Here is an 11,804-nt window from a genome sequence, read left to right as displayed (position 1 = left end):
CCTAGCCGGCGAATCGTAAAATTTTACGCAATTTGCACAGGCCCGTTTCAGCCTGTCCCACGGTTTTGGGAGCCCTGTCGGGCGCATTAAGCAGAACAAAACGGCCCGTCTCGCACTATCTCCGCGAAAGCAACAAAGCCCGGCACAACCAGGTCGAGGGGGACCTGGCGAAGCCGGAAGGGGATGTCAGATGGAGACCGCTGCTCGCTCGCGCGCCTGGCGCGCTGTCCTTGTGCTGTGCGGATTGATCCTGTTCGGATCGGCCGCCGAGCTCCGCGCCGGCACGCTGCTGTCGCCTGGAGCCGGCGTCCTCGTGCGCAAATCCGCCGAGCCGTTCGGCGTGTTCGCCTTCGCCATCTCGTCCGGCAGCCTCCAGCAGAAATGGTTCGCGCTGAAGCAGAAGCTCGACGACGACATGGTGCAGCTCGCGCTGTGCGATGGCGACCGGGACAATTGCGCGTCGCCCGCGGCGCTCAAGCTGATCGCCATCGTCGACCAGGCCCGCAGCCGTGACGGCCGCGCGAAGCTTGGCGAGACCAATCGCGCCATCAATCTTGCCATCCGGGCCGCCAATGACGGCGCCGACGACGTCTGGAGCTCGCCGCTCGCGACCTTCGCGCGGGGCGCCGGCGATTGCGAAGACTTTGCCATCGCCAAGCTGGCCGCGCTGCGGCTCGCCGGCGTCGCCAATGAGGACCTCCGCATCGTCGTGGTGCGTGACGTCAGGGCCGGCGAAGAGCATGCGGTCGCCGCAGCAAAGCTCGACGGCCACTGGCTGATGCTCGACAACCGCCGCATGGCGATGGTCGAGGACGACGCGGCCCAGACCTACCAACCGCTGTTCGTGCTCTACCAGTCGGCCGTGATGAAATATGTCGACGAACCCGTGCGGTTGTCGATGGTCGCGCCCGAGGCGCACTGATCTTCTTGTAGCCCGGATGGAGCGAAGCGAAATCCGGGACCGCCATCGCATCTTGCACCGGCCCCGGATTACGCTTGCGCTTCATCCGGGCTACCGATCTCACATAGACCTTCCCCACAAAGCCGTTTCGCCGCGCGATCCGGGGCGCTAGCATGGCGCCTTTGCGGGGGCGACTGGAATGCGGTTCATCGTGCTGTCTGTGCTTGCGCTGCTGGTATTGCCGGCGGCACCAGGCTCCGCGCAATCGGGCCCATCCGACCGCTCCATCGCCGACAGGCTGCCGCTGTTTGCCCGAAACAACTGCCAGCAGATCCGCGATCCCGGCAATCAATTGATCTGCGGTGACGCCGAGCTGGCCGCCGCCGCCGAAAAGCTCGGCGCGGCGATCGAGGCACGGCTCGCCCGCCTGCCCGATCGCCTGCCCGCGATCGAGGAGAATGCGATCTGGATCCGACAGCGCAACCTCGGCTGCGGCATCGTCGGCCAGACCGCGATCCGCGCCGACGATTTCGACCGCGTGAAGGCGTGCCTTCTCAAGGTCACCGAAGAGCGCGCCGCAATCGTGCGTGATCCCGATTTCGACTGTCTCGCGGCCAACACCGCCGCGGGCGCGCTGATCTGTGCGGACCCGTCGCTGGCGCTCACCGAAACCGAGCTCAACAGCCAGGTGCTGGGCCTGATCGGCAGGCTGGACCCGACCGCAGCCCGCTTTGCCTTCGCCGAATACGGCCGATGGACGAGGGAGCGCGATCGCAAGTGCAATCTCGTCGGCAAGGAGAACGTGCCGCTTGCCGAGCTTTCGTCCGCGGAAGATTGTCTCGCCGTCCATCTGAAGCGCAAGACCGAGGAGATCGCCGCCGCCAAGGGCGATCCGAAGAAAGTGTTCGGCCGGCAGGTCGCGGCCCGCTCGCCCGACACCGATGCCGTCGATTTCTGCGCCGCGCGGATTCACGCCGCCAATTCGTGCGGCAATTTCCTCCGCATCAACCGCGTCTACGCGGTCGACAGCCAGGTGACCGACCAGGAGGCGCAGGTCACGGGCGAGATCGAGATGGTCGTGCTGGCGCCCTTCACCATGTGCAGCAAGGTCGCTTCCACCTGCACCGGCACCTGCTGGGACCCCAGGACGGGCCGTCCGCAGCCCGGCGCCGGCAGCAAGGAGCGATCCGGCGAGGCCTTCAACGTCACGCGCCGCCTGAGAATCCAGCGGACCTTCGCCTTCGTGAAAGCCGCCGACGGCTGGCGCTGCCGGGAAGACGAGCTCGCGCCGGTGAATTCGGGGACGGCGGGCGGGGGATCGTAGGGGCTCTTACCCTCCCCTGGAGGGGTCCGGGACGAGCGAAGCTCGCCCGTGGGTCGTTACGCATGTAGCGAAGCGGAATGCGTAGCGGGGTGGGGTGACGGTCTCTCCACATCGGGCGCTGCCCGTGTTGAGAGATCACCCCACCCCGCTCGCGCTTTGCGCGATCGACCCTCCCCCTCCAGGGGAGGGTAAGCCAGATCAAAACATCAGATTGTCCTTCACCAGCACCCAGCGGCCGCCCTTGACCTGCTGCACCTGGGTGATGGTGTTGGCGAGGTGGTCGGTCTTGGAGAACTTCGTCGGGGGCGAGTTGAAGATGTCGAGGAATTTCTCGCCCGACTCCAGCGAGTCCAGCATCTTCTGTCCGGTCAGATCCTTGCCCGCCTTGTCGGCATAGAAGGCGAAGGTCATCATCGCGTTGTAGCCGATGATCGCCTGCGTGTTGGCGTCGGAGTTGAACATCTTCTTGTAGTTGACCAGCCAGTCCTTCACCTTGCCCTTGGCGCTGTCCTCGTAGGGAATCTCGAAGAGGCTCGCTGCATAGAGCCCTTCAACAGAGTCCTTGCCCAACGTTGGAACTTCCTGCACGTTGGTCGGCGAGGCGCCCAGGAAGGTTACGTCCCAACCGAGCTTCTTGGCTTCCGTCATCGCGCCGATGGTCTCGCGGAGGATGGTGCCGAGCAAGACGAGATCGCAGCCGTCGGACTTCATCTTGGCGACCTGCGCGCTGAAATCGGAAGCGCCGCGCTTGTAGCTCGTGACCGAGGCCGGCTGCACCTTCATGGCGGTGAGCTGCTGGTTGAAGCCGTCGAGCACGTTCTTACCGTACTCGTCGTCCTGATGCATGATGCAGGGCTTCTGGAACTTCTTCCACTCCATCATGTATTTCAGCGCGGCCCGCGTGCTTTCGACATAGGGCAGCAGATTGTTGAACTTCAGTCGCTCCTGCGGCTTGGCCGGATCGAACTTGAAGGTGAACTCGGCCGCCGTCAGCGGGAAGAGCTGCAGCACGCCGGCGTCGAACAGGATGTCCTGCGCGGCGAGCACGGTCGGCGATCCCATTGGCCCCACCATCGCGAAGATCTTGTCACGCTCGATCAGCTTTTGCGAAGCCAGCACAGCCCTTTTCGGGTCGTACCCGCTGTCCTCGACGACCAGTCGAACCTTGCGGCCGTTGATGCCACCCGCCGCATTGATCTCGTCGGTCGCCATCTTCATGCCGTTTGCAACCGGCACGCCCCAGCCCTTGATCGGCCCCGACAGGTCCTGATGAGTGCCGATGACGATCTCGGATGCCGAGATGCCTTCGTTAGTGACCTTGGTTTGCGCCACGGCCGGCAGACATGTGAGCACCACCGCACTCACAGCAAGGCCGAACGTGCTGAACGATTTCGACATTGACGTCTCCTCTCCTTTGGGCCCGTATGGCGCGAAGGGCGGGGGCCACAGCTCCTTCGCTTTCTCGAACTGGCAGGCTCGTCACGCCACCGCGCGCTGGCGATACATCGCCTCGATTTCGGCAGCGTAGCGCTTGTTCACGAAGCCGCGCTTCAGCTTCATGGTCGGCGTCAGCTCCTCGTCCTCCGGGGTCAGCTGGCGCTCGATCAGGTAAAATCTCTTGATGGTCTCGACGCGGGCGAAATTGCCGTTGACGCCTTCGATCTCGCGCCAGATCAGGTCCTGGATCTCCGCCGCGCGGCACAGGCTCGCATAGTTGGTGAAGGGGATGTCGTGGTCCTGGGCGAATTTCTCGACATTCTCCTGGTCGATCATCACGAGGCAGGTCAGATAGGGCCGCTTGTCGCCGATCACCACGGCATCCGAGATGTAGGGCGAGAATTTGAGCTGGTTCTCGATCTCGGACGGCGTCACGTTCTTTCCGCCGGAGGTGATGATGATGTCCTTCATCCGGTCGGTGATGCGGACAAAACCTTCGTTATCGATGGCGCCGACGTCGCCGGTGTGCAGCCAGCCTCGATGGTCGATGGTCTCGGCGGTCTTCTCAGGCTGATTCAGATAGCCCATGAACAGGAAGTCGCCCTTGATCAGGATCTCGCCATCGGGCGACAGCGCGACCTCGCCCCAGGATACGGCAGTGCCGACCGAGCCGAACTTGATGCGTTCCGCCGGCATCATGGTCGCGACGCCGCAATTCTCGGTCTGGCCATAGACCTCGTGCATGTCGATGCCGAGCGCGAGATACCAGCGGATCAGCTCTGGCGCGATCGGCGCAGCGCCGGTGAACGCGATGCGGCAGCGGTCGAGCCCCATCATGCGGCGGATGTTGCGGAACGCGAGCCGGTAGGCGATGCTGTTGGCGATGCGCAGCGAGAGCGGCGGCACCCTGCCCTCGATCCGGCAATCGACCATGCGATAGCCGATGTCGATGGCGCGGCGATAGACCCATTGCTGGAGCGGCGTCGCGTCCTTCAGCGCGATGGTGATCGCGGAATAGAACTTCTCCCAGATCCGAGGCACCGCAAAGAAGACGGTCGGCTGCACCTCGCGCAGATTGTCCGGCACCGTCTCCGGGCTCTCGGCGAAATTCATCACCGAGCCGAGTGCGACCGAGATGTAGTAGCCGGCGACCCGCTCGGCGACGTGGCAGAGCGGAAGGAAGATCAGCCGGTCTTCGTCCTCCCGCGCCGAGATGAAATCGTTGGCATGCCGCATCTGGTGCGTGACGCTGCGGTTCGCGTGCATCGCGCCCTTGGGCGGGCCGGTGGTGCCCGAGGTGTAGACGAGGATGACAAGGTCGTCCGCGCCGCGGCTGTCGATCATCTCCTGCCACAACGCCTCACGGCCGACCATGTGGTTGCGACCGAGTGCACGGAACTCGTCGAGCGACATCACCATGTCGTCGAAGAAGCCGCTGAGGCCCTCCATGTCGAACACGATGATCTTTTGCAGGGACGGACAGCGCGCGCGGCAGGCGAGCACCTTGTCGAGTTGCTCCTCGTCCTCGGCGAAGATCACCTTGGTCCGGGAATCGTTGACCAGATATTCGACCTGGGACGATGCATCGGTCGGATAGATTCCGGAGGAAACACCGCCGGCGCACAAAATGCCCATGTCGGCATGAACCCATTCCGGCACGGCATTGGCGATGACGGAGGCGACGTCGCCGGGCAGAAAGCCGGAGGCGCGAAGGGCGTAGGCGATCTCCTTCGAGATCTCCAGCCACTCGCGCCAGCTGGTCGGCTGCCAGATGCCGAATTTCTTCTCGCGAATAGCCGGCCTGTCGCCCCGCGTCTCGGCGGCGCGCAAGAAGCTCTTCGCGATCGTATCAGCGACCGTCAGCACCGCCGGGCGGGCCATGCGCGTCTCCTCCTTGTCGCTCTCCCCTCCGCTGCCTGCCTTGCCGGCGGTCTGTCGTTGCGGATGGGCCAATCCATTTAATGCCTTTCCCCTGGCGCCAAGTCTTCAGCGCCAAGTCTCCTAGCGCCAAGTCTTCTTCTTTTTCCAGCGCCGCTCGCCTCGTGCGCCCGCCTCCTTGGCGCCAAGGTAGAATTCCTGGATGTCCTGGGAATGCATCAAGCGGTCGCAGCTGTCGTTCATCACGACGCGGCCGATCTCCAGCACGTAGCCGTAATGCGCCGTCTCCAGCGCCACCTTGGCATTCTGCTCGACCAGCAGGATCGACATGCCCTGCTCCTCGTTGACGCGGCGGATGATGGTGAAAATCTCCTTCACCAGCAGCGGCGACAGGCCGAGCGAGGGCTCGTCGAGCAGCAGCAAGGTCGGCCGGTTCATCAGCGCGCGTCCGATCGCGAGCATCTGCTGCTCGCCGCCGGAAAGCTGGCCGGCCGGCTGGTTGATGCGCTCCTTCAGCCGCGGGAAATAGCCGTAGACGCGCTCCAGATCCTCCGCGACGCCATCACGATCCCGGCGCGGATACGCCCCCATCATCAGGTTCTCGCGCACCGAGAGGAACGGGAACACCTCGCGCCCCTCCGGCACATGGCTGAGACCCAACCGCACGATCCGGTCCGCCTCCATACGCTGGATCGACTTGCCCATAAATTCGATCGTGCCCTTCTGCGGATCCAGAATGCCCGAGATCGTCTTCAGCACCGTGGTCTTGCCAGCGCCGTTGGCACCGAGCAGGGTGACGATGCGGCCGCGCGGCACCTCCAGCGAGATGCCGCGGATCGCCATGATCGGCCCGTAATAGCTCTCGATATTGGAAAGCCTTAAGATGATGTCGGGCGTGACGGCGGCGTCCATGCGTCAGGCTCCCAGATACGCGGCGACGACATCGGGATGCTGCTGCACCTCGGCAGGCGAGCCCATCGCCAGCACCCGGCCGTAGTTCAGCGCGATGACGCGATCGGAGACGCGGTTGACCAGCGACATGTCGTGTTCGACCATCAGCACGGTGACGCCGAGCTCGTTCTTCATGTCGCGGATCCAGAAAGACATGTCGCCGGTCTCCTCGACATTCAGTCCGGAGGACGGCTCGTCGAGCAGGATCAGTTTCGGCTCCGAGCACAGCGCGCGCGCCAGCTCGATCACCTTGCGCACGCCGTAGGGCAGGCCGGAGATCAGCTTGTCGCGATAGGGTTCGAGATCGAGGAACTCGATCACCTGCTCGACCCTGCGGCGATGCACCTTCTCGTTCGCCCGCACGCTCGGCAGGAACAGCAGTTCCTGCCAGAGCCGGGTGGTCGAGTGACGGTGGCGGCCGACCAGGAGATTGGAGAGCACGGTCGCGTTCTCGAACAGCTCGATGTTCTGGAAGGTGCGCGCGATGCCGAGCCTTGCGATGTCGTAGGGCGGCTGCTCGGTGATGTCCTGGTCTTCGAAGAAGATCCGGCCCGCGGTCGGCCGGTAGATCCGCGAGATCAGGTTGAAGATCGAGCTCTTGCCGGCACCGTTCGGTCCGATGATCGAGAGGATCTCGCCCTTCTCGACCGCGAAGGACACCGCATCGACCGCCTTCAGCCCTCCGAAATGCAGCGACAGGTTCTCCGCCCGAAAATAGCTCATCGGTTGCGCTCCGACTTCACGTAGATCTTCTGTCGCTTGAAGGTGGCGCGCTTGTAGAGCGGGAACAGCTGGAAGAAGAGCTTGATCTTGAGCCAGCGGCCGTAGAGCCCGAGCGGTTCGAACAGCACGAACATCACGATGATGATGCCGTAGATCGCGCCCTTCAATCCGTTGAGCGAGGCGAAGGCTGCGACCTTGGACTGGATATTGCCCGCGGTTGCCGGGCCCGCCCCAAACGTCGCGGCAATGCCGGCGATGATGCCGGGCAAATCGTCCTTCAGATAGGTCAGAAACGGGTCGATCATCACGATGAAGATCGCGCCCAGCACCGCGCCGTGCAGGCTGAAGGTGCCGCCGATCAGGATCACGATGATGAACTCGATCGAGAGCTGGAGCGTGAACATCTCCGGCGAGATGAAGGAGAGCTTGTGCGCGAACAGCACGCCGGCAAAGCCGGTGATCGCCGCCGAGATCGCAAACGACTTCACCTTGTACAGCGCGACGTTGACGCCCATGCTGCGCGCCGCGGTCTCGCTGTCGCGGATCGCGACGAAGGCGCGGCCCGTCGGCGAGCGCAGCAGGTTGAGCGTGCCGACGATGGTCAACACCAGCACGGCGAGGCAGAGGAAATAGAAGGTCGGGCTGTCGCGCGGGACGGTGACGCCGAGCAGCGACAGGGTCTTGACCCGCATGCCCTCGTTGCCGTTGGTGACACTCTCCCAGCGCGCCAGGACCTCCTCGACGATCAGGGCAAACGAGATGGTGGCGATGACGAGGTAGATGCCGGTCAGACGCAGGGCGGGAAAGCCGACCATCGCGCCGATCAACCCGGTCAGGGCACCGGCGGCGAGGAAATAGACCGGGAACGGCACGTTGTATTTCTGCAAGTATGCCGCCGTGTAGGCGCCGATCGCGAGGAACGCGGCGTGGCCGAGCGAGGCTTGCCCGGTAAAACCGGTCAGGATCAGGAGGCCGACGCCAACCGTCGCGTAGATGCAGACGAAGACGAGCTGGCTCATCAGATAGCTGGAGAGCACATAGGGCGCGATCAGCAGCAGCGCGAGCAGGATGCCGTAGGAGACGAAATAGCCCGAATGCGGGAACAGCTTGATATCGTCCTCATAGTCGGTCTTGAACAGGAAGCGCATGGCGTTCAGACCTTCTTGCGGACGTGGAGGCCGAACAAGCCTTCAGGTTTCAAGAGCAGTACGGCGAGCAGCACGAGATAGGGTGCGACGTCCTTCCAGCCCTCCGCCAGATAGAAGCCGGCCATGCTCTCGATCACGCCGATCAGCACGCCGCCGACGACTGCGCCCGGGATCGAACCGAAGCCGCCGAGGACTGCGGCGGGAAACGCCTTGAGGCCGAGCACGAGGCCGACATTGGAATGGATGAAGGTGATCGGCGCCAGCAGCACGCCGGCGCAGGTCGCGACCGCCGCGCTGATCGCCCAGACGACCGACACCACGCGCTTGACCGGGATGCCCATGTAATAGGCCGCCAACATGTTCTCGGAACTGGCGCGCATCGCGGTGCCGAGCGTGGTCTTGTTGAAGAACAGCCAGAGCAGCGCGCACAGGATCATCGTCGCGGCGATCACCGAGAGCTTGTCGTAGGCCAACACCAGCGAGCCGACGCGCAGCACGCCGTGGCTGAACGGCGTCTCGATCTTCAGATCGTCGGTGCCCCAGATCATCCCGGCGACCGAGCGCAGGAAATAGCCGAGGCCGATGGTGGCCATGATGATGGAGAATTGCGGATAGCCGAGGATCGGCCGCACCACCACGCGCTCCGCCAGCATGCCGAACAACGCCATGGCCGCCACCGCACCGGCAAAACCGATCCAGTAGTTCAATCCCATCATGCCGATGAAGGTGAAGGCGAAGAAGCCGCCCAGCATCATCAAATCGCCCTGGGCGAAATTGACGACCTCGGTGGCCTTGTAGACGAGCACGAAGCCGAGCGCGATCAGGCCGTAGACGCAGCCGAGCGCAACACCGCTGACCAGCTGCTGAACGAAATCCAGCATCGCCGCGCTTCCTCCCGATACAACCAGCGGTTCTTCGCGACCGCCTTGCTGCATCTTGTGTCCAGTCGCTACGCGGTCGTTTCGCCGCGTTAGCGCCATTTGTCCCGGCGGCAATTCAGCCTGAACCGTCCAGCGCTGTCAACAAACGGTGACTTGCCATTAGTAGCAGCCGGATGGCGGAATTTGTGGGCCGTAGATTCACGGTGCCGAAACATCTTGGGATCATGGTCGCGAGCGATGCAAAACCGGATGGTATGGCCGTCATGAAGCCGGACAAATCGGCGCTGGAAGTCCTGGGGTTAACGAAGCGTTTTGACCGTCTGGCGGTCGACAGCCTCGATCTCACCATTCACGCCGGCGAATTCTATGCGCTGGTCGGCCCCAACGGCGCCGGCAAGACCACCACTTTGCGCATGGTCGCGGGCCTGTTGCGGCCCGATGCCGGCGCGGTCTCGATCTTCGGCATCGATGCGCTCGCAAATCCCGTCGCCGCCAAGCAGGTGATGGCGTGGGTCTCCGACGAGCCCATGATCTACGACAAGCTGACGCCGCTTGAGTACCTCGAATTCGTCGCCGGGCTCTGGGGCATCGCGCCGTCGGTCTCGGAACCGTTCGCGCGGGATCTCCTGACCTCGCTCGGGCTCGAGCCGCACCGGCACGAACGCTGCGAAGGCTTTTCCAAGGGCATGCGCCAGAAGGTCGCTCTCGCCGGCGCGCTGGTGCACGATCCCCGCCTCATCATCCTCGACGAGCCGCTGACCGGCCTCGACGCCGTTTCCGCCCGCCATGTGAAGGGGCTGCTGAGCGAGCGCGTCCGCGCGGGCTGCACCGTCATCATGACCACGCATATTCTCGAGGTTGCCGAACGCATGGCCGACCGCATCGGCGTGATCGCCTCGGGCCGTCTGGTCGCCGAGGGCACGCTGACCGAGCTGCGCCAGCAGAACGGCCATGCCGACACCAGCCTGGAAGATCTCTTCATCGCGCTGGTGACGCTTCCGGAAGCCGCATGAGCTCGGCAACCGCGCTCTCCTGGTTTGCCCGCCACGAGCTCCGGCTCGCCTGGCGCGAATGGTTCGCCATGATGACCGGCGGCCGGCGCAAGCGGGCGCGCGCCGCGGTGATCGGCCTGCTGTTCTTCGCGGCCCTCCTGCACGTGCCGGCCTGGGCGGTGATCGGCCGTTTCGCCGACTTGCAGCTCCCGCTCGACAAATCCTCGCTGATCGTGATCTCGGCGACGATCTTTCTGGCCTGGACGCTGATGCTGTCGCAGGCGATCGAATCGGTGACGCGGGTGTTCTACGCCCGCGCCGATCTCGACCTGATCATGTCCTCGCCCGCGACGCTGGCCAATCTGTTCTCGGTGCGCATCGCCGCGATCGCGCTGGCCGTCACCGCAATGGCGCTGCTGTTCTCGACGCCCTTCATCGACGTGCTGGTGATCGGCGGCGGCGCGCGCTGGCTCGCGGCGTTCGGCGTCGTCGCCGCCATGGGCCTCTCGGCCGCGGCGATCGCGATCGCCGTCACCATCCTGCTGTTCCGCCTGATCGGCCCGGCGCGCACGCGCTTCGTCGCCCAGGTCCTCGCCGCGATGATCGGCGCCGGCTTCGTGATCGCGCTCCAGGTCGCCGCGATCATGTCCTATGGCACGCTGTCGCGCTTCACCATCCTGACCTCGGGCAGCTTCGCCGCCTACGCGCCCGACGTCGACAGCATCTGGTGGTGGCCGGCGCGGGCGACCATGGGCGACAGCGAGGCGCTGCTGCTGCTCCTGGCGCTCGGGCTCGTGCTGCTCGGCAGCGTGATGGCGGTCTTCTCGCACCGCTTTGCCGACACCGCGATCGATGCCGCCGCTTACGGCGCCTCCGGCAGCAAGGCCGCGAAACAGCGCCCGTTCCGCGGCGGATCGCGGCAACAGGCGCTGCGGCGCAAGGAATTTTCGCTGCTCTGGCGCGATCCCTGGCTGATCTCGCAGACGCTGATGCAGCTGCTCTACCTGGTGCCGCCGGCACTGCTGCTCTGGCGCAACTTTGCCGAGAGCTCCGCGGCGCTGACGCTGATCACACCCGTCATCGTGATGGCGGCGGGACAGCTCGCGGGCGGTCTCGCCTGGCTGACGATCTCGGGCGAGGACGCGCCCGATCTGGTTGCGACCGCGCCGCTGACGCCGTCCAGCGTCATCCGCGCCAAGATCGAGGTGGTGCTGATCGCCATCGCCGCCATCTTCTGCCCGCTGGTCGCAGCACTCGCCTTCGCCTCGCCGTTTCAGGCCGCGGTCAGTGCCGGCGCTGTCATCATCAGCGCGGCGTCCGCGACTGCGATCCAGCTCTGGTTCCGGGTGCAGGCCCGGCGCAGCCAATTTCGCCGCCGCCAGACCTCGTCGCGGCTCGCGACCTTCGCCGAAGCCTTCTCCTCGATCGGCTGGGCCGCCAGCGCGGCGCTGCTGCTCGCCCTTCCCATCGCCGGCCTCATCAGCGGCCTGATCACCGCGGCCCTCGTCGCCATCACCTGGAAGTTCAGCCCAAAGCGCAACTAAAGGCCGGGAGTGAGGCTGCGACACT

General features: G+C 64.7%; 10 protein-coding genes. 4 read left to right on the top strand and 6 right to left on the bottom strand.

Going from position 1 to position 11,804, the window contains the following annotated elements:
* Nucleotides 1-190: 190 nt before the first annotated feature.
* Both AB7008_RS04870 and AB7008_RS04865 read left to right on the top strand, forming a co-directional pair.
* The gene (locus AB7008_RS04870; protein WP_248881280.1) at nucleotides 191-922 is read left to right on the top strand and encodes a transglutaminase-like cysteine peptidase; all 732 of its coding nucleotides are present in this window, start codon (nucleotides 191-193) and stop codon (nucleotides 920-922) included.
* 178 nt (nucleotides 923-1,100) lie between these two features.
* Nucleotides 1,101-2,225 (top strand): lysozyme inhibitor LprI family protein, encoded by a 1,125-nt coding sequence (locus AB7008_RS04865; protein ID WP_441258531.1) that lies wholly within the window; start codon nucleotides 1,101-1,103, stop codon nucleotides 2,223-2,225.
* A 198-nt stretch (nucleotides 2,226-2,423) separates the two neighbouring features.
* Here the strand turns inward: AB7008_RS04865 and AB7008_RS04860 are convergent, their stop codons facing one another.
* The 6 genes from AB7008_RS04860 to AB7008_RS04835 form a co-directional block, all read right to left on the bottom strand.
* Nucleotides 2,424-3,623 (bottom strand): ABC transporter substrate-binding protein, encoded by a 1,200-nt coding sequence (locus AB7008_RS04860; protein ID WP_441258530.1) that lies wholly within the window; start codon nucleotides 3,621-3,623, stop codon nucleotides 2,424-2,426.
* An 81-nt stretch (nucleotides 3,624-3,704) separates the two neighbouring features.
* Nucleotides 3,705-5,543, bottom strand: a complete 1,839-nt coding sequence (locus AB7008_RS04855; protein ID WP_441258529.1) for an AMP-dependent synthetase/ligase — start codon at nucleotides 5,541-5,543, stop codon at nucleotides 3,705-3,707.
* A 120-nt stretch (nucleotides 5,544-5,663) separates the two neighbouring features.
* Complete coding sequence (locus tag AB7008_RS04850; RefSeq protein WP_248881276.1) at nucleotides 5,664-6,452, bottom strand: ABC transporter ATP-binding protein; 789 nt, start codon at nucleotides 6,450-6,452, stop codon at nucleotides 5,664-5,666.
* Nucleotides 6,453-6,455: 3 nt separating this feature from the next.
* Nucleotides 6,456-7,214, bottom strand: coding sequence for an ABC transporter ATP-binding protein (locus AB7008_RS04845; protein ID WP_014498440.1), 759 nt, complete (start codon nucleotides 7,212-7,214; stop codon nucleotides 6,456-6,458).
* On the bottom strand, nucleotides 7,211-8,362 hold the full coding sequence (locus AB7008_RS04840; protein ID WP_441258528.1) for a branched-chain amino acid ABC transporter permease: 1,152 nt from the start codon (nucleotides 8,360-8,362) through the stop codon (nucleotides 7,211-7,213). The genes AB7008_RS04845 and AB7008_RS04840 overlap by 4 nt, the downstream gene beginning before the upstream one ends.
* A gap of 5 nt (nucleotides 8,363-8,367) precedes the next feature.
* Nucleotides 8,368-9,243 carry a branched-chain amino acid ABC transporter permease gene (locus AB7008_RS04835; RefSeq protein ID WP_014498442.1) on the bottom strand — a complete coding sequence of 292 codons (876 nt, stop codon included), beginning with the start codon at nucleotides 9,241-9,243 and terminating at the stop codon, nucleotides 8,368-8,370.
* A gap of 263 nt (nucleotides 9,244-9,506) precedes the next feature.
* Between AB7008_RS04835 and AB7008_RS04830 the strand changes: the two genes are divergently transcribed.
* Nucleotides 9,507-10,256 carry an ABC transporter ATP-binding protein gene (locus tag AB7008_RS04830; protein ID WP_441261186.1) on the top strand — a complete coding sequence of 250 codons (750 nt, stop codon included), beginning with the start codon at nucleotides 9,507-9,509 and terminating at the stop codon, nucleotides 10,254-10,256.
* Nucleotides 10,253-11,779, top strand: coding sequence for a permease (locus AB7008_RS04825; protein ID WP_441258527.1), 1,527 nt, complete (start codon nucleotides 10,253-10,255; stop codon nucleotides 11,777-11,779). The genes AB7008_RS04830 and AB7008_RS04825 overlap by 4 nt, the downstream gene beginning before the upstream one ends.
* The last annotated feature ends 25 nt before the right edge of the window (nucleotides 11,780-11,804 follow it).

The organism is Bradyrhizobium sp. 521_C7_N1_3 (assembly GCF_052075975.1).
In the GTDB taxonomy this organism is placed as follows: Bacteria; Pseudomonadota; Alphaproteobacteria; order Rhizobiales; family Xanthobacteraceae; genus Bradyrhizobium; species Bradyrhizobium japonicum.
The sequence above is the reverse complement of the archived record's forward strand: the minus strand, read 5'-3'. Positions and strand labels throughout refer to the sequence as shown.

Excerpts from the sequence above, each read along its gene's own strand:
- AB7008_RS04845 (WP_014498440.1), bottom strand. The coding sequence starts at position 7,214 with ATGAGCTATTTTCGGGCGGAGAACCTGTCGCTGCATTTCGGAGGGCTG.
- AB7008_RS04850 (WP_248881276.1), bottom strand. The coding sequence starts at position 6,452 with ATGGACGCCGCCGTCACGCCCGACATCATCTTAAGGCTTTCCAATATC.
- AB7008_RS04825 (WP_441258527.1), top strand. The coding sequence starts at position 10,253 with ATGAGCTCGGCAACCGCGCTCTCCTGGTTTGCCCGCCACGAGCTCCGG.
- AB7008_RS04840 (WP_441258528.1), bottom strand. The coding sequence starts at position 8,362 with ATGCGCTTCCTGTTCAAGACCGACTATGAGGACGATATCAAGCTGTTC.
- AB7008_RS04865 (WP_441258531.1), top strand. The coding sequence starts at position 1,101 with ATGCGGTTCATCGTGCTGTCTGTGCTTGCGCTGCTGGTATTGCCGGCG.
- AB7008_RS04870 (WP_248881280.1), top strand. The coding sequence starts at position 191 with ATGGAGACCGCTGCTCGCTCGCGCGCCTGGCGCGCTGTCCTTGTGCTG.
- AB7008_RS04830 (WP_441261186.1), top strand. The coding sequence starts at position 9,507 with ATGAAGCCGGACAAATCGGCGCTGGAAGTCCTGGGGTTAACGAAGCGT.
- AB7008_RS04855 (WP_441258529.1), bottom strand. The coding sequence starts at position 5,543 with ATGGCCCGCCCGGCGGTGCTGACGGTCGCTGATACGATCGCGAAGAGC.
- AB7008_RS04860 (WP_441258530.1), bottom strand. The coding sequence starts at position 3,623 with ATGTCGAAATCGTTCAGCACGTTCGGCCTTGCTGTGAGTGCGGTGGTG.
- AB7008_RS04835 (WP_014498442.1), bottom strand. The coding sequence starts at position 9,243 with ATGCTGGATTTCGTTCAGCAGCTGGTCAGCGGTGTTGCGCTCGGCTGC.